The organism is Haloparvum sedimenti (genome assembly GCF_001462205.1).
GTDB classification, from domain to species: domain Archaea; phylum Halobacteriota; class Halobacteria; order Halobacteriales; family Haloferacaceae; genus Haloparvum; species Haloparvum sedimenti.
The window spans coordinates 42,047-58,181 of the sequence record NZ_LKIR01000043.1 but is presented as its reverse complement, the minus strand read 5'-3'; the positions used below and the strand labels follow the sequence as shown (position 1 = coordinate 58,181).

Annotated in this window: 16 protein-coding genes; 9 read left to right on the top strand and 7 right to left on the bottom strand. The window is 72.5% G+C overall.

The features are described 5' to 3' along the window. Positions 1-56: 56 nt before the first annotated feature. The gene (locus tag AN233_RS02750; protein ID WP_058365346.1) at positions 57-1,709 is read right to left on the bottom strand and encodes an NADH-quinone oxidoreductase subunit D; all 1,653 of its coding nucleotides are present in this window, start codon (positions 1,707-1,709) and stop codon (positions 57-59) included. Between the two features lie 252 nt (positions 1,710-1,961). On the opposite strand from AN233_RS02750, the gene AN233_RS02745 reads away from it, so the two are divergent. The 4 genes from AN233_RS02745 (at position 1,962) to AN233_RS02730 (ending at position 5,812) form a co-directional block, all read left to right on the top strand. Continuing rightward, positions 1,962-2,633, top strand: a complete 672-nt coding sequence (locus AN233_RS02745; protein ID WP_058365328.1) for a helix-turn-helix domain-containing protein — start codon at positions 1,962-1,964, stop codon at positions 2,631-2,633. 57 nt (positions 2,634-2,690) lie between these two features. Further along, complete coding sequence (locus tag AN233_RS02740) at positions 2,691-3,374, top strand: PHP domain-containing protein (protein ID WP_058365327.1); 684 nt, start codon at positions 2,691-2,693, stop codon at positions 3,372-3,374. Next, positions 3,371-4,597, top strand: a complete 1,227-nt coding sequence (locus AN233_RS02735; RefSeq protein ID WP_080508308.1) for an asparagine synthase C-terminal domain-containing protein — start codon at positions 3,371-3,373, stop codon at positions 4,595-4,597. Before AN233_RS02740 ends, AN233_RS02735 begins: the two co-directional genes overlap by 4 nt. Before the next feature lie 81 nt (positions 4,598-4,678). Beyond that, positions 4,679-5,812: a DnaJ domain-containing protein gene (locus tag AN233_RS02730; protein ID WP_058365326.1), complete on the top strand. Its 1,134-nt coding sequence runs from the start codon at positions 4,679-4,681 to the stop codon at positions 5,810-5,812. A 288-nt stretch (positions 5,813-6,100) separates the two neighbouring features. Here the strand turns inward: AN233_RS02730 and AN233_RS02725 are convergent, their stop codons facing one another. Further along, positions 6,101-6,814 carry a uracil-DNA glycosylase family protein gene (locus AN233_RS02725; RefSeq protein ID WP_058365325.1) on the bottom strand — a complete coding sequence of 238 codons (714 nt, stop codon included), beginning with the start codon at positions 6,812-6,814 and terminating at the stop codon, positions 6,101-6,103. A gap of 114 nt (positions 6,815-6,928) precedes the next feature. Further along, positions 6,929-7,393 carry a DUF5793 family protein gene (locus AN233_RS02720; RefSeq protein WP_058365324.1) on the bottom strand — a complete coding sequence of 155 codons (465 nt, stop codon included), beginning with the start codon at positions 7,391-7,393 and terminating at the stop codon, positions 6,929-6,931. A 143-nt stretch (positions 7,394-7,536) separates the two neighbouring features. Here AN233_RS02720 and AN233_RS02715 point away from each other — a divergent pair, with 143 nt between their 5' ends. Continuing rightward, complete coding sequence (locus AN233_RS02715; protein ID WP_058365323.1) at positions 7,537-8,043, top strand: DUF7549 family protein; 507 nt, start codon at positions 7,537-7,539, stop codon at positions 8,041-8,043. 63 nt (positions 8,044-8,106) lie between these two features. Here AN233_RS02715 and AN233_RS02710 read toward each other — a convergent pair whose 3' ends face one another. After that, entirely contained in the window at positions 8,107-9,360 is a 1,254-nt protein-coding gene (locus tag AN233_RS02710) for a GNAT family N-acetyltransferase (protein ID WP_058365322.1), read from the bottom strand. 76 nt (positions 9,361-9,436) lie between these two features. Next, entirely contained in the window at positions 9,437-10,519 is a 1,083-nt protein-coding gene (locus AN233_RS02705) for an NADH:flavin oxidoreductase/NADH oxidase (protein ID WP_058365321.1), read from the bottom strand. A gap of 172 nt (positions 10,520-10,691) precedes the next feature. On the opposite strand from AN233_RS02705, the gene AN233_RS17095 reads away from it, so the two are divergent. Next, positions 10,692-10,853, top strand: a complete 162-nt coding sequence (locus AN233_RS17095; protein WP_176696617.1) for a DUF7331 family protein — start codon at positions 10,692-10,694, stop codon at positions 10,851-10,853. 169 nt (positions 10,854-11,022) lie between these two features. On the opposite strand, the gene dpsA is transcribed toward AN233_RS17095, so the two are convergent. Then, the gene (gene dpsA, locus AN233_RS02700; RefSeq protein ID WP_058365320.1) at positions 11,023-11,571 is read right to left on the bottom strand and encodes a DNA starvation/stationary phase protection protein DpsA; all 549 of its coding nucleotides are present in this window, start codon (positions 11,569-11,571) and stop codon (positions 11,023-11,025) included. Between the two features lie 104 nt (positions 11,572-11,675). Further along, the gene (locus tag AN233_RS02695; protein ID WP_058365319.1) at positions 11,676-12,473 is read right to left on the bottom strand and encodes a carbon-nitrogen hydrolase family protein; all 798 of its coding nucleotides are present in this window, start codon (positions 12,471-12,473) and stop codon (positions 11,676-11,678) included. Between the two features lie 81 nt (positions 12,474-12,554). On the opposite strand from AN233_RS02695, the gene AN233_RS02690 reads away from it, so the two are divergent. From AN233_RS02690 to AN233_RS02680, 3 genes are all read left to right on the top strand, one after another. Next, positions 12,555-12,773: a hypothetical protein gene (locus AN233_RS02690; protein ID WP_058365318.1), complete on the top strand. Its 219-nt coding sequence runs from the start codon at positions 12,555-12,557 to the stop codon at positions 12,771-12,773. Positions 12,774-12,887: 114 nt separating this feature from the next. Continuing rightward, a complete protein-coding gene (locus tag AN233_RS02685) occupies positions 12,888-14,234 on the top strand; it encodes a HEAT repeat domain-containing protein (RefSeq protein WP_058365317.1) in 1,347 nt (448 codons plus the stop codon). 139 nt (positions 14,235-14,373) lie between these two features. Then, positions 14,374-16,125, top strand: a complete 1,752-nt coding sequence (locus AN233_RS02680) for a phospholipase D-like domain-containing protein (protein WP_245625977.1) — start codon at positions 14,374-14,376, stop codon at positions 16,123-16,125. Positions 16,126-16,135: the final 10 nt, after the last annotated feature.

Here is a 16,135-nt window from a genome sequence, read left to right as displayed (position 1 = left end):
CGCGTGCTCATCGGTGCGAGAGGGAGAAAAAACCGGCCGGTGGTCGGTTCGCCCCGCTACCGGTCGACCTCGCCCATGATCGTGTCCAGACTTCCCACGGTGGCGATCAGGTCCGCGACCGACTCACCGCGGGCCATCTCGGGGAGCGCCTGCAGGTTCGAGAAGGAGGGCCCGCGGATCTTGAACCGGGCCGGCGACTCGGTCCCGTCGGAGCGGATGTAGACCCCGAGCTCCCCCTTGGCCGCCTCGACCGTCCGGTAGATCTCGGCGTCCGCGTCCGGGCGAAGCGTGCGCGGCACGTTGCTCTGGACCGTCCGGTCGGCGGCGGGCCAGTCCGCCAGGAGGTCCGCACACTGGGTCAGGATGCGGGCCGACTCCTCCAGCTCGCCGAGCCGCACCGAGAGCCGGGCGAAGTTGTCCCCCGCCTCCCGCGTCACCACGCCCCAGTCGAGCTCGTCGTACCAGCCGTACGGGTCGTCGCGCCGCAGGTCGTAGTCGACCCCCGAACCGCGGGCGACCGGGCCGGTGCAGCCGTAGTCCCGGGCCACGTCCGCGGGGAGGACGCCGGTGTCGACCGTCCGGAGCTGGATGATCTCGTTCCCCGTCAGCAGGTCCCGGAACTCCGCGACGCGCTCGGGGAGCTCGGCGGCGAACTCCCGAACGTCGTCCAGCCACTCCTCGCGCGGCTGCGGGAGGTCCCAGACGACGCCCCCGAGCCGCAGGTAGTTGAACATCAGGCGCTGGCCGGTGAGGTCCTCCAGCAGCGACTGGACGCGCTCGCGCTCCTGGATCGCGTACATGAACGCGGCGGTGAACTCGCCGATCACGTCGAGCGCGTACGTGCCGACCGCGAGCAGGTGCGAGAGCACGCGGGAGAGCTCGGCGCCGAGCGTCCGGACGACCTGCGCGTAGTCGGGCACGTCGACGCCCGCGAGGTCCTCGGCCGCGCGGGCGTACGCCCACTCGTTCAGGAGGCCGCCGCCGCCCCAGTCCCACCGGTCCGGGTACGGCATGATCTGCCGACGGTAGGTCCCGCGCTGGGCCATCTGCTCCTCGCAGCGGTGGATGTAGCCGATGTCCGGCTCCACGTCGACGACCGTCTCCCCGTCCAGCAGCGCCTTCAGGTGCAACACGCCGTGGGTCGCCGGGTGGTGCGGACCGAGGTTGATCATCATCGTCTCCGTCCCGCCGCCGGTCGAGTCCGAGTCGACGCCCCCGGTCGAGTCCGAGTCGACGCCCCCGGTCGAGCCGGGGTCGAGCGCGTCCCCGCTCAGCCGCTCGCTCTCCGTGAGCGGGACGACCTGCGACTGGTCGCCGTCGTAGTCCCGCGAGAGCGGATGCCCCTGCCACGTCTCCGGCAGCAGGATACGGCGGAGGTCCGGATGGTCCCGGTACCGGATCCCGAGCAGGTCGTACGCTTCGCGCTCGTGCCAGTTCGCGGTGGTGAACGTCGTCGCGCCGCTCTCCGTCTCCGGGTCCGCGGTCGCGGCCGGCACGACCACGCTCACCTCCTCGGTCGGGTCGTCGTACGTCCGCAGGTGGTAGATCGTCTCGTAGCGCGACGCGTACTGCTGGGCGGTGACACACGAGCAGTGGTCGAACCCCGCGCGGTCGCGGAGCAGCGCGAGCGCGTCCGCCACCTCGTCCCCGCGGACGACGAACGCGGGGGCGTTCAGGTGGTCGTCCCGGTCGATGGCGAGCGGATCCATCAGCGCGGCCGCCGCGTCCGTCGGCGCCCGTCCCGCGGCGAGGCTCGCGTCGCCGGGCCCCGAGTCGTCCGGTCCCGCATCGTCCGTCGCGACATCGTTCGCGTCGGTCGAACCGTCCCCCACGTCCGGTCTCGGGTGCGTCTGCGGTGGCGTCATGGCGGTCTCGTGGTCGCATCTCCGGCCGCCGTCCGGGGGAGCGTTCTGCCTCTCAGGTGAGGTCCTTTCAAGTGCTACCGTGAAGACGTGCCGGACGTGCGACTGCTCACCCTCCGACTCGACCTCGCCGACCACGCGCTCCACCCCATGCACGCGTTCGTGGCGGCGGACGACCGCTACGGCCCGACCCGCCTGCTGCAGTGGAACGAGACGGGGGACGGCACCAACCTCATGGTGTTCCGCGTCGCCGGGCCGCGGGAGCCGTACCTCGACCGCATCGAGGCGGTTGACGGGGTGCGGTCGGTCTCCGTCGCGTCGACGGCGGAGGGGCCGCGATCCGGCGGGTTCTTCCTGTTCGTGGAAGACGAGATCGGCCCGATCCAGCGCGACATCGTCGACGCGCACGCGGCCGAGTCCGTCGTCGTCGTGCCACCGGTCGTCTTCCGCACCGACCGCGCCGCGACGATCACCTTCGTCGGACCGACCGACGACCTGAGCCGGATCGTCGACCGGCTCCCGCCCGCGGTCGGTGTGGAAGTCAGACGCGTCACCTCCGGGGACGCCCCGCTCACGCGGCCGGTCGACCGGCTCACGGGGCGGCAGCGCGAGGCGCTCGCGACCGCGTGGGCGGTCGGGTATTACGAGGAGCCACGGGCGGCGACCGTGGCCGACGTGGCCGACGAATTGGACCGCGCGCCCGGGACGGTCGCCGAGCACCTCCGCAAGGCGGAGTCTCGGCTCGTCGCGCACGCCGTGGGGCGCGGCTGACGGGCGACCGCCGCCCGGACCGCGGGGCTTTTTTACGCCACACGCCAACGCAGGGGCGTGCTATCGGTCGAGCTCCACACGCATTCCGAGCTGTCCCACGACGGGCGCGATCCGGTGGACCTCCTCGTCGAGCAGGCGGCCGCGGTCGGGCTCGACGCGCTCGCGGTCACCGACCACGACGAGATCGACGCCAGCAAGGAAGCCGCCGAGCTGGCGGCCGACCACGGACTCGTCGGCATCGTCGGCATGGAGGTGACGAGCGCGGCGGGCCACGTCCTCGCGTTCGGGATCGACGAGCTGATCCCGGCCGGGCTCCCCTTCGACGAGACGCTCGACCGCATCCGCGAGCAGGGCGGGATCGCCGTCGTCCCCCACCCGTTCCAGAAGACGCGCCACGGCGTCGCGCCGCACGTCTCCGACGCGCAACTGGCGAGCGCCGACGCCATCGAGGTGTACAACTCCCGGCTGTTCACCGGCCGGTCGAACAGGCAGGCGGAGGCGTTCGCGGTCGAACACGGCGTCCCGATGACCGCGGGCAGCGACGCCCACATCTCGGAGATGGTCGGCCAGGCCGTCACGGAGGTCGACGCCGACGAGCGGACCAGCGAGGCGATCCTCGACGCCATCGCGGCGGGAAAGACCAGCGTCCTCGGCCACCGGACCCCCTGGCGCGTCTCGCTCCGACAGTTCGCCGGCGGCGCGAAGCGGCGCGCGATCCGCACCCTCGGCAGGCTTCGATGACCGGGGACGCGGCCGGCGACGCGGCCGGCGATGCAGCCGGCGATACATCCGACGCCGCGACCGGCGACCGACTCCGCGGCGCCGACGCCGCGACCGTGCGCCGCGCGCTGGCCGACCGCGACCCCTTCCCCGGCGGTGCGGGCTTCGCGGGCCGCGTGGCCGCGGGCGGTGCCTCATTTATGAATCGCGAGGGCGGTGGCGGTCCCCGACTCGTCCGCGACGTGCTGGGACGGCAACCGATCTTCGTCGAGCGCGACGCGAGCGACCCGACCGCGAGCGAGGCGTGGAGCTTCGATCCGACGACCCTGACGGACCCGGAGGCGCTCCCCGCGGGAACGACCGCCTCGCCCTCGGGCGAGCGGACGACCGCGTGGACGCTCCCTGATCCGCCGGCGGCCGACCCGGAGCCCGCCCAGGCCGCCGTGACGGAGGCGGTCACCGCGGCCGTGGAAGCGGTCGGGGACGCCGACGCCGGCGCGACCGCGGTCGCGTTCTCGGGCGGCGTCGACTCCGCGCTGGCCGCGACCGGCGTCCCGGACGCACCCTGTTACGTCGCCGGCTTCGAGGGGAGCCACGACCTCTCGGCCGCACGCGAGGCGGCCGCAGAAATGGACCGGGAGCTCCGCGTCGTCGAGTTAACCCACGCCGACCTCGAGCGCGCGGTGCCCGAGCTGGTCGCCGCGACCGGCCGGTCGAACGCGATGGACCTGAACATCGCGCTCCCGCTGTACCTGACCGCGGAGGCGGTCGCCGCGGACGGGTTCGAGCGCCTCGTCGTCGGGCAGGGGGCCGACGAGCTGTTCGGCGGCTACAGCAAGGTGGTCGAGCCGGCCGCGGACCACCGCGTCGACGCCGACACCGTCCGCGGCGCGCGCCGCGAGACGATGCTGACGCTCCCGGCACAGCTGGCGCGTGACGTGCTGGCGCTGCGCGCCGCGGGCGTCGAACCGGTCGCGCCGTTCCTCGACGACCGCGTGGTCGCGGCGGCGCTGGAACTGCCGGGCGACCTGCTCGCGACGCCAGACGAGCGGAAGGTCGCGCTCCGTCGGGCCGCCCGCGGGGCGGTTCCCGAGTCAGTCCGCACCGCCGACAAGAAGGCGGTGCAGTACGGCACGTACGTCGCGCGCGAACTCGACCGGCTGGCCCGGCAGGCCGGCTTCAAGCGCCGGATGGACGACCACGTCGGGCAGTACGTCGACGCGCTCGTGGCGGGCGAGGTCTGAGGGCGCGGTCGGCCGCGAGCGGCACCTCCCCGACTCCGTGCCGGTAGCTATTAACCGAGGGACGGTCTAGCGGCCGGTCGCATGCCCGCGGACTTCTACGACCTGCTGGAGGTGGACCGGGACGCGGACACCTCCGAGATCAAGCGCGCCTATCGCGAGAAGGCGCGCACTTACCACCCGGACGTGAACGACGACCCGCGGGCCCGCGACCAGTTCGCGACGCTGAATCGCGCGCGTGAGACGCTGACCGACCCCAAGGAGCGGAGCCGCTACGACCGACTCGGCCATCAGGACTACGTGAGCCAGCATCTCGACGGGCTCCCGACGCTGAGCCGACCGAGCGACGCGGACGCCGGCGGTGACGGGGCGGGCGGTGACGGAGCGGGCGGCGGCGAGACGGCCGACGCGCGCGACGGGACGGCGGACGAGGCCGAGAGCCGGACCGACGCCGGGCGCTCGGACGTGGGGTCAGCGGCGAGCGATTCCGCGACCGACGAGTCCGCGACCGGTGCGTCCGCGACCGATACGTCGGCGACCGAAACTGCGACCGGTTCCGGGCCGACCGGAGAGGCGTCGCAGTCGACCGGCTCGAACGAGGGATCGTCGCGAGGCGCTTCCCGCACCGGGTCCGGGGCCTCCAGGACGAACGCCTCCGGGTCGACCGGCACCGCGGAGCGCGCGGGGTCGACCGCCGAGCGCGGAGCGAGTTCCACCGCCGACCGCTCCGGGCACGCGTCGCGGAAGCGGGGACTGCGCCGCGGCTGGACCCTCTCGGCGGCGGCGCTCGTCGTCTACGCGGTCGGGCTCTCGGCGGCCGTTGCGACGGCGCCGGACGCGGCGAACGCCGCCCTCGACGCCGTCCTCGCGGATCCCGCGGGCGCGCTGACGGCCGCGTCCCCGCTCCCGGACCCGGTGACTGTGGTCCGGGGCGCCGCGGCGCTCGCGGCGGGTGCGGTCACGCCGGCGTCGCTCGGCGGCGCGGCGCTCGGCGTCGGCCTCGTCGCGCTCCCCGCGGCCGTCGGCGGAACGGTCGCGCGGTACGGGAGCGGTGCCGCGACGCTGTACCCGGTCGGCGTCGGCGTTCCCGCCGGCTGGGCGCTGGTCCGCCCGTTCGTCCCCGCGCCGCTCGCGGCGGACCTGCTCGCGCTGGCGGTCGCGCCGCTCGTCGCCGGCGTCTGGTTCCTCGCGGACATCGGCCGCTACCTTCGGTCGTGAACTCCTGCAGAAAACCCCGCCGCAAACGGCCCCGGAGGGGCCGTCGACTGACCAAGCCACTGTGGGAGCACTAGTCCACAGGCGACGCCCGTGCGGGGGTCCGTCGGGCGTCAGCGACTATTCGCCTGTTGTCAACTAAATAGCTGACGATGGGTCAAATATGGCCACCACGCTCGCGAGTTTCTTTTGGTTCACGGATGGCGTGCCGTCAGGACGGATCGATCTACGAACTCTCGCTCCGACAGCAGCATGAAAAGTGGACGGGCGCACGCCGCGGCGTCCGTTCCCTCACCGCACGAGGTACGGGTCGGACCCGGCGATGAAGCGCCCCAGGTCCGTCTCCCGTCGGTAGTCGGTCCGCTGGAGCGTCCGCAGCCCCTCGACGAGTCGGTCGGCGTCGTCGCCGGTCCAGTCGGCGGGCTCCTTTATCGGGACGACCAGAAAGCCGGAGCCGCGGATCTCGGTGCCGTGAAGCGCGTCCATGTCGACCGCGGTCTTGTGCGCCTGCGCCGTGTACGTCTCGAGGACGTGCGCGGTGGCCCGGGCGCCGACCGGGAGGAGGACGTGGGCCGCGATCGCGCGGAGCTCCGCGTCGAAGAACCGCTCCATGTCGTCGTAGGCGTCCGCGGTCGGGTCGCCGTCCTCGGGGAGACACATGTGGCGATACGAGAGGAACGTCTTCGCGACCGCGAACGGGGCCGCGTCGCCCGAGCCGTCCGCGGCGGGCTCCGGGGCGTCCGGTTCGCGCTCGGTCGGTTCGGTCCCGGCGACCGAGTCTTGGTCCGTGTTCGCCAGCAGGCCACCCTCGCGGAGCGCCTCGAGGAACGCCGCCGACCACGGCTCGCCGGTGAAGGGGACGCCGCGGTCGAGGCCGCCGTGGACGCCGGGGTGGTCGCCGACGACGTGGAAGTCGGCGTTGGCGTCGCCGTACCCCGGGACGAACTGCTCGCAGGGCGGGCTCATGCCGAAGGGGTTCGACAGCCGGTCGGTGACGTTTCGCACGGACGCGGGTAGGTCGCGGGGCGGTAATAGGGCGTTCGGTTCGGGCCGGTTCGGGCCGATTCGGCGTTGCGGGCGGAGGCGGCCGGCCGAGACCGGAGAGAGGTGTGAAGCGATCTACAGCTCGACGCCGGAGGGGATCAGGCTCTCGGAGCGGAGCAGGTTCCCCTCGGCGTCGTACACGAGGAGCGTCCGCTTGTCGTAGGTGACGAGCTCCTCGCCGTCGACGGTGATGATCACGCGGTAGCCGCCGTCATCGTCGTCGGCGGCGTCGCCGTACGCGCGGGCGGCGCCGATGAAGTCGAGCACGTCGTCGGCGTCCTCGTTGAGTTCGAGCACGAAGTCGCCGGTGACGCGGTTCGTCACGGCGACGACGCCGGCCGGGTCCGGGTCGCCAAGCGAGTCCTGGAGCCGGAACGCCACGTCGGTCTCCTCGGCCGCGAGCAGGTCGCCCTCCACGTCCGAGAGCCGGTCGCGGAGGAGCCCCTCGGGGCCGTGGAAGTCGATGCGCACCAGCGGCTTTCCGGGGTCGACAGCCCCCTCGACGCGCTCCACCGACAGATCGAAATAGTCCCGCCGCATCAGGTACCCGACTCTTGGACGCGCGCGGGTATGAACGTAACGCCGGCGCGAGGGTCTGCCGCCGGCCACGACTCCGGCGGGAACCCCCGCGGCCACGCGCTCCGGACGGAGACTTTTAAGACGACGCCGGGAGCGGGTCCGGTATGGTCTGGGTCCGATCCGAGTACGCGGGCGAACTCGCGGTGCTGTCCGCGTGGCTCGCCGCGCTGATCCCCTGGAACGTCACCGTGGCGAGCGAGCAGGTGCCGGGCTACCTGTTCTACCTCCGGTTTCCCTTCGCCGAGGTGCAGTACTTGCTCGGCTTCGACGTGGGCGGCCGGAGCTTCTTCCTTTTGTCCATCGCCGAGGCGGTGACCAACCAGAGCGGGCAGGTCGTCTACGGCGCGTACCTGACGTGGGCGGTCGGCGCCGCGCTGATCGGGGCCGCGGTCGTCGTCTCGATCGCCTACTACTTCGAGGAGGAGTACGTCGAGTCCGGGCCGGTCGACCCGGTCCGCGCCATCGGCGCGCTGCTGACGGCGGCCGGCGCGGTGCTGCTCGTCGCCACCTACCTGCTCGTGACGCGCGGGATCCCCGGGATCCCCCTCCCCATCGGCGCGGTGTTACTCGCCGTCATCGGCGGCGCGCTGCTCCGCGTCGAACGACGCTGAACGGGGGATCTCTGCTCTGAACCGCGGAGCGGCTGCTGTTCCCGAGGCGACGCCCGCGGCCGCTCAAAAGCCCTCGCGGAGGAACGTCGGTTGCGGCGGGAACAGCCGCTCCAGCGCCGGCCGAGCCGCCCCCGGATCGAGCCGGTCGAGCCGCGTCGCCTCCCCGACCGACAGGTAGCCCACGTAGAGCTGCGAGAGCGTCCCCACGTCGACCGCGACGGTGGGCAGCGAGTCGGCGTCCTCGGCGGCGTCTTCGGCCCCCGATTCGTCGGTCGCCGTCACCTCGCCGCCCGCCGCGTCGGTCCGGACCGTGAACCGGCCCTCGTTCCACGGGACGAGCGGATCCTCGACCGCGAGGACGAAGGGGTCGACGGGCCCGGCGGACGACCCCTCTCGGCCCTCCGGCGACGGCAGACGCTCGAGCGCGTCGGGCACGTCGACCAGCCTGACCATCGGCCCGGTCTTCTCGGCCTGCGTGACCGCTCGCGGGTCGTCGACGCGGTCGAGCACGTCCGCGTCCGGCGGCGCGCGGATCCGGACCTCGCCGGCCTGCGAGTCGTGGTTGCGACAGAACCGGAGCAGGTGGAGCCACGCGGTCTCGTCGACCGCGACGGCGTCCGAGACGGTCATCGTGCGCTCGTTTTTCCCCTCGCCCTCGGAGAAGGTGTACGAGAGCAGCCCGCGGAGCGCCCCGTCGCGCTCGTAGCCGTAGACGAACGGGTCCGTCTGCCAACTGCGGAGGCTCCGGTGTTCCCACCACGCCGCGGAGCGCGCCATCGTGAGGTCGTAGCGCTCCGCGACCCGCTCCAACAGTTTCGCGACCGCGCCGTGGTCGTCGGGGCCCAACCGTCGGAACCGGCCGGCGTCGGGGTCGACCGCCTCGACCGCGAACGACAGCTCCTCCGGCGGAGCGATCAGGTGGGTGTACCGGCTCGCGGTCGCCCAGCCGAACCGCCGGTAGAAGCCGTACTCGAAGGGCCACAGCGCGGAGACGGCGATGCCGTCGTCGCGGTGTTCGGCCAGCGACTCGCGGAGGAGGCGCCGAACCAGCCCGCGGCGGCGGTGCTCGGGCGGGCACGCGACCGCCGAGAGGCCGGCGACGCGCCGGTCGGCCCCGCGGATCCGGAGGTCGAACTCGTGGTGGCCACAGACCGCGAGCGGTTCGTCGCCGTCGAACAGCCCGCGACCGGCGGCGAGGGACTCCCGCTCGTCCGCTTCTTCGGGGTCGTAGGGACCGCGTTCGGGCGAGAAGGCGTACCGGGTGAACGCGCGGAACTCGTCCTCGCGCGACTCGGGGAATGGACGGTACTCGACCATACGCGACGGGCGACAGCCGGACACAAAAGGATTCCCGAACCGTGGGAGGGCGTGGCAAAAGGGCCGCGGAGGCGCCCTACTCGAACTTTCCGCGGCGGTACTGCGGCGGCCACTCGACGTCGACGCCGAGTTCGTGGGCGGCCTCCAGCGTCCAGTAGGGGTTCCGCAGGAGTTCGCGGCCGAGCGCGACGAGGTCCGCGCGGCCGTTGCGGACGAGCGCGTCGGCCTGTTCGGGTTCGGTGATCTTGCCGACCGCGGCGACGGGGACCTCGCCCTCGCGGCGGACGGCCTCGGCGAGCGGCACCTGGTAGTTCGGGCCGGCGTGCGGAAGGTCCTGGTCGCGGTGGATGCCGCCCGAGGAGACGTCGATCAGGTCGGCGCCGGCCTCGATCAGGAGCGGCCCGAGCCGCGCGGACTGCTCGCGGTCCCACGAGGGGCGGTCGTCGATCCAGTCCGTCCCGGAGATCCGCACGAACACCGGCTTGTCGTCGGGCCACACCTCGCGGACCGCCTCGACGACCTCGCGGACGAGCCGGGTGCGGTTCTCGAAGCTGCCGCCGTACTCGTCGTCGCGCTCGTTGGCGACCGGCGAGAGGAACTCGTGGAGGAGGTAGCCGTGGGCGGCGTGGACCTCGGCGACCTCGAAGCCGGCGTCGAGCGCGCGCTCGGCGGCGTCGGCGAAGGACTCGATCAGGTCGCCGATGTCGTCCTTCGTCATCTTCCGCGTCTCCGGCGGGTTCTCGAAGGGATACGGCACGTCGCTCGGCGCGATCGTCTCCCAGCCGCCCTCGTCGGGCTGGAGCGGGCCGCCCTCGTCCCACGGCCGCGTCGTGGACGCCTTCCGGCCGGCGTGGGCGAGCTGGATCGCGGGCGTGGCGCCCTGCTCGGCGACGAACTCCGCGATGGGGGCCAGCGCCTCGGCGTGCTCGTCCGACCAGATGCCGAGGTCCTCCGGCGTGATCCGGCCGCGGGGCTCGACCGCGGTCGCCTCGGCCATCACCAGCCCCGCGCCGCCGACCGCGCGCGAGCCGAGGTGGACGCGGTGCCAGTCGGTGGCGAGCCCCTCCTCGGCGGAGTACTGACACATCGGCGACATCATCACGCGGTTGCGGATCTCCGTGTCCCGGATCGTCATCGGGGAGAACAGCGAGTCGGTCATGGTGGGGGAGACGAGGGCCACGACGTAAGGCCCTGCGATCCGCCTCGCCGTTTGCCAGTATCGCGGAGCCAGCGGCGGGCGCACAGCCGCCGATCCCGGATGGGCCGTCGTGGGCACCGAGAGTTTAGGCACACCAAAACCTATATGTCCGTCCCTCCCCGAGCAGTCGGTAATGCCGACCGCGGACGCACCGACGACGGACTCCGAGGACCGCGACGAGGAACTGCCGGAGATCACCACCGCCTGCACCAGTCCCGACCGGACGGTCTTCTCCGAGCGGGACAACCCCGACGGCTGGATCGCGACGGACTACACCGTCGATCTCGACGGATAACGCCCGCGAACCCATCGACTTCTCTCGAACCGTTGCGACTCCAGCGGTGCAGATGGCGCTCGTTCTCGACGGTAGGGAATTCGCGACAGCAGGCGCTCGCGACGTGGAGTGATGTGCGAAAAACGGGAGCGTTCGACCGCGGTCGGACGCGTCTCGGAACGGGACCGCCCTACTCCATCGAGCCCTCGGTGACGAGCGTGTCGTCCTCGAGGTAGTGCTCGATGTGGTGGCCGTGTTCCTCGACATCTTCGAGGATCTCGCGGAGCTGCTCCTCGGTGTTGTAGTCGCCGAGGTTGTTGGCGAGGCGGATGTGCTCGCGCAGCGACTCCGTGATGTCCCCGAACATCTCGAGGTCGTGCTCCAGCGAGGTGCGGATGTCGTAGGCGTCCTTGTCCTCGGGGGTCACCGTCGCGTGCTCCTCGAAGTTGGCGCCGCCGGAGAGGGGGACGCCGCCGAGCGCCTGCGCGCGCTCCGCGAGCACGTCCGCGCCCTCCTCCAGGTCCGCGGCGACCTCGCCGAGGTAGACGTGCAGGTCGTGGAACTCCGCGCCCTCGACGATCCAGTGGTGCTTCTTGATCTGGTGGTAGAGGACGTACGTCGACGCGAGGTCGGAGTTGAGCGCGTCGATCAGCTGCTCGGCCTTCTCCTCGGGGATGCGCAGGGCCTCGCTCTCCTCGACGTCGCCGTACTGCTGGCGTGCGTGCTTCTGGGTGCTCATAACGTATCACCGTTCGGCGGCATGCCACTTAAAGATTTCCGCCGACAAAAGAGAAATTCGCTGTTCAGAAAATTCTGTTTCAGAAAGACGCAACCGACGGCACGTCAGACCGACCCGACGAACGCGCGCTGTTCGCGGAGGAGGTCCTCGTCCAGTGTCGCCACGAGATCGCGCTCGCCGCGCGCGAGCGACCGGTGGACGACGCCGTCGGGGCGGACGACCGCGGAGCGCCCGGCGTACTCGGTCGCGGGCGCGTCCGCCACCTCGCGGGAGCCGGTCCGCCCCGCTCCGACCACCCACCGGACACCGTCGAGCGCGCGAGCGCGCAGGAGCAGCCGCCAGTTCTCGGAGTACGCCGCGGGCCACGCGGCCGGCACGACGAGCGCGTCGACGCGCTCCTCGGCCAGCGCCGCGCTCTCCGCGACGAAGTTCAGGTCGTAGCAGGTCAACAGCGCGGTCGCGCCGGCAGCCGTCTCGACGACCACGCGCTCCTCGCCCGCGGTCAACAGGTCCGCCTCCGCGCCTCGGAGGTTGCGCTTGCGGTAGACCGCGGTCTCGTCGGGGAGCCCACCGTCCGGGTCGGCCGTCTCCACCGGCGGGACGTACCCGACCGTGTTGTAGGTCCGGCCGTCCGCGCCGGCCTCCAGAAATCCGGCCACGATCGCGACGGCCGACTCGCGGGCGACCTCGCGGAGCCACCCGAGCGCGGTCTCCCGTGCAAGCGCCACATCGTGAACGCGGTCGTCAGGCACGAATCCCGTAAGCGCGTACTCCGGAAACACGGCGAGGTCCGCGCGCTCCGGGAGCGCGGCGGCGCGCTTCCGGAGGCGTTCGCGGTTCGTCTCGGCGTCGAGGTCGTCGACGGTCAGCTGGGGAACCGCGACGACGGCGTCGTCGGTCATGGCCGCGCTTGGGACGGTACCGATTAAGCGCTGGCGACCGAACGACGGTCGAACGACGATGAGTCCCGGAGCCAGACGCGAATGACCGGCGTCGACCCGCCGAGCCGCGACGAGCTATTCGAGAGCCCGGCCGCGCCCGAGGAGCTCGCGATCGACCCGTCGGAACTGGACCGCGAATGGGTCCTCGCCGAGGCCGCCGCCGTCTTCTCGCTGACCCCGGCCGAGGCGGAGGCGTGGGTCGCGGCGGACGGCGTCGGGGTCGTGTACGCCCGGATACAGGCGTACTGGGACGCGATCTGAGGGACCGCCGGGGTCGACCGACGCGGTACGGTCCGCGACGAGCCGACCGCGAAACCCGCGCGGGCGCGTCCGAAGGGAAACGTCCTTATGCGCTTCCCACGGACGTTCGAGCATATGAGCAACGGCGACGACGAGACGGCCGACGCCCCCGAAGAGGCGGCGGAGGACGGCGCTGCGGACGCGGACGCCGAGGAGGCGACCGCCCCGGCGCTCCCCGACGAGGTCACCGAAGAGTCCCTGAACGAGTACCTCGACGAGATCGCCGAACGGCTCGACGAGGCGGAGACGGAGGCGGACCTCGACGACGTCGAGGCGCTGATCGACGATGCCGAGGCCGGCATCGAGGAGGCCGACCTCCCCGAGCCGGACGAGGACGACGAGGACGCCGAGGACCCGCGCGCCGACCTGGAGTCGCGCGTCGAGGACCTCCGGAGCGACCTCGAGGACGCCCGCGGTCCCTACGCGGAGGACGTGGTGGCGGACGTCGAGGCGGCCGCGGAGACCGTCGAGAGCACCGAGTGGACCGCGGACGGCATCGGTGAGGCCGCCGACGCGGTCGAGTCGTTCGCGGCGACCGTCGGCGACGAGCTCGGCGTGGAGGTCGAACTCGAGGACGACGAGGTCGAGGCGCTGACGCTCGCGCTCGACTCGCTCGCGTCGGCGGTCGACGACGCCGACCTCGACCCCGACGACGACGCGGAGACGCTCGCGGCGCTCGTCGAGGCCACGGACGCCCTCGAAGCCGGGCTCGACGAGGCCGAGGAGTGGGACGACCTCGAGACGAACGAGCAGCTGATGGCGCAGGGCTACTACGACGTGCTCGGCCACTACAAGGACTACCCGCCGGAGTGGTCGGCGCTGAAGGTTCACGAGCGCGAGGGCAACACGGACATGGTCCTGCTGGCGCTGAACTCCCTGCAGTCCGAGTTCATGGAGCGGCACTGTCTGGAGTCGCTCCAGCGGATGGGCAAGCGCGCCGCCACCGAGGAGGCCGTCGAGCAGATGCTTGACCGCGCGGGCAAGCGCGACCAGCCCGCCATCCGCATCCTCGGCAAGATGGCCGCAGAGGAGGCGACGGAGACGCTCGTCGAGTACGTCGACGAGGACTCCAACCCGCAGCTCCAGAAGGTGACGTTCAAGGCGCTCGGCGAGATCGGCGCCGCGGAGGCCGTTCAGCCGCTCGCGAACAAGCTGGAGATGGAGGACGACAACGTCCGCCCGTACGCCGCCCGCGCGCTCGGGCTCATCGGGGACGCGCGCGCGGTCGACCCCCTCGCGGACGCGCTCGCCGAGGACGACTCCGACGACGTGCGCGCCGCGGCCGCGTGGGCGCTCCGCCAGATCGGCACCCGCGAGGCGCTGGAGGCCGCCGCGGAGTACGTCGACGAACGCGTCTTCATCGTCCAGACGGAGGCCGAGAAGGCCGCCGACGCGCTCGACGAGGCGGCACAGCCGGCCTGAGCGGCGCCGAACCCCGCGCGATTTTCTCACTTCTTCCGTCCGTTTTCTCACCGCTTTCGTTCCTTTCACCCCGCTGCGACCCTTCTCCGTCGCGTTTCCGCATCCGGACCCTTTTGAACGAAGCCGCGCCAGACCCCCCGTGCGTCTGCCGGACGAGAGCGAGCGGTTCGAGCGTCCCGACTCCGCGCCCGACCGCGCCCGGGGGGCCGCGGCGCTGCGCGTGGCCGCTGCCGTCGCGGTGCTGGTCGCGACCCTGCTCGCGACCGGCGGAGCCACCGCACCGGGCGCCGCGGAGCCTCGTCAGGAATCCCCTGCAGCAGCCGGCGCGCCCGCCGCGCCCGAGACGGCGACCGTCCGCGAGCTCTATCCGAACCCGGTCGCGGACGGGAACGCCGGCGAGTACCTGATCGTCGACCTTCCACGCCCCGGCAACTGGAGCCTCTCGGACGGCTACCACGAGACGCCGCTTCCGGCGGGCGTGACCGGCCGCGTCGCGCTCTCGCGTGAGCCGGCCATCGCGAGCGACCACGTCGACCGCCGCGTCTATCGGCTTCCGGAGCCGTTCCCGCTGTCCGCCGCCGGCGACCGGATCGCCCTCAGACACGGCACGGAGACCGTGGACGCGGTCGCCTACGAGCGCGCCCGCGAGGCCGCGGTCTGGAACCGGTCGTGGTCGCGTTCGGACGCCGACCACGCGGCCGCGAGCGCGCATGCCGAGCCGAGCGATCCCGACGATCCGGGTTGGCGCCCCTACGGGTTCCGGCCGCGCGAGGCGGTCTCAACCGGGTCGGCGAACGGAACCGCGTTCGTGCTCCCCGACGCCCCCGAGGAGCCGGTCGCGCCGCTTGTCGGCGCCGAGGACCGCCTCTACGTCGCGGCGTACACCTTCGACTCGGCGCGCGTGACGGACGCACTGGTGGCGGCCGCGGAGCGCGGCGCCGACGCTCGGCTTATCGTCGAGGGAGGGCCAGTGGGCGGCTTTCCCGCCGCGAGTCAACCGCACCTCGACAGGCTCGCGGCCGCGGGCGTCGACGTGCAGATCCTCGACGGTCCCCGGACACGGTTCGCGTTTCACCACGCCAAGTATGCCGTCGCCGACGACCGGGCCGTCGTGTTGACCGAGAACTGGAAGCCCGCGGGGACCGGCGGGGCCGGGAGCCGCGGCTGGGGGGTGACGCTTCGGGACCGCGAAACCGCGGACGAACTCGCGGCGCTGTTCGAGCGCGACGCCACCGCGGTCGACGCGCGGCCGTGGAGGCGGTTCGCCGCGAACGCGACCTTCCACGGAGACGGCCCGGCGTCGGAATCGTATCCGGCCCGCTTCGACCCGGTGACGTTCGCGGACGCCCGCATCGAGGTGCTCACCGCACCGGGGAACGCGGAAGATCGCATCGTCGCGCGCGTCAACGCGGCCGACGAGCGCGTGCTCGGCGTCGTCCCGCGGACCGGCGGCGCGGACCAGCGGATCGTCCGGGCGCTCGGCCGGGCGACCGACCGCGGCGTCGAGACGCGGCTGCTGCTCTCGGGCGCGTGGTACGACCGCGAGGAGAACGAGGCGCTCGCCGAGAACCTCTCCGCTGAGCGAGGGCTCGACGCCAGCGTGACGGACGGGCGCGGCCGGTACGCCAAACTCCACGCGAAGGGACTGGTGATCGACGACACCGCCGTCATCGGCAGCCTCAACTGGAACGACGCGGCGGCCGGCGAAAATCGCGAGGTGCTCGTCGCCGTCGAGCACCCCGCAGTCGCCGACTTCCTTGCACGGGTGATCGCGGCCGACGCCAGCGGCGGAACGCGTCGGCTCCCGCTCGCCCTGCTCGGGGGCGTCCTCGTCGCGCTCTGCGGTGCGGGGGCGCTGGCGCGGCGGCGAGTCCGGTTCGCGAACCGCTGACCGAGGAACA

Coding starts and splice junctions, on each gene's coding strand:
- AN233_RS17095 (WP_176696617.1), top strand. CDS start 10,692: ATGCCGACCGCGGACGCACCGACGACGGACTCCGAGGACCGCGACGAG.
- AN233_RS02705 (WP_058365321.1), bottom strand. CDS start 10,519: ATGACCGACTCGCTGTTCTCCCCGATGACGATCCGGGACACGGAGATC.
- AN233_RS02720 (WP_058365324.1), bottom strand. CDS start 7,393: ATGCGGCGGGACTATTTCGATCTGTCGGTGGAGCGCGTCGAGGGGGCT.
- AN233_RS02710 (WP_058365322.1), bottom strand. CDS start 9,360: ATGGTCGAGTACCGTCCATTCCCCGAGTCGCGCGAGGACGAGTTCCGC.
- AN233_RS02715 (WP_058365323.1), top strand. CDS start 7,537: ATGGTCTGGGTCCGATCCGAGTACGCGGGCGAACTCGCGGTGCTGTCC.
- AN233_RS02750 (WP_058365346.1), bottom strand. CDS start 1,709: ATGGATCCGCTCGCCATCGACCGGGACGACCACCTGAACGCCCCCGCG.
- dpsA (WP_058365320.1), bottom strand. CDS start 11,571: ATGAGCACCCAGAAGCACGCACGCCAGCAGTACGGCGACGTCGAGGAG.
- AN233_RS02695 (WP_058365319.1), bottom strand. CDS start 12,473: ATGACCGACGACGCCGTCGTCGCGGTTCCCCAGCTGACCGTCGACGAC.
- AN233_RS02735 (WP_080508308.1), top strand. CDS start 3,371: ATGACCGGGGACGCGGCCGGCGACGCGGCCGGCGATGCAGCCGGCGAT.
- AN233_RS02730 (WP_058365326.1), top strand. CDS start 4,679: ATGCCCGCGGACTTCTACGACCTGCTGGAGGTGGACCGGGACGCGGAC.
- AN233_RS02685 (WP_058365317.1), top strand. CDS start 12,888: ATGAGCAACGGCGACGACGAGACGGCCGACGCCCCCGAAGAGGCGGCG.
- AN233_RS02690 (WP_058365318.1), top strand. CDS start 12,555: ATGACCGGCGTCGACCCGCCGAGCCGCGACGAGCTATTCGAGAGCCCG.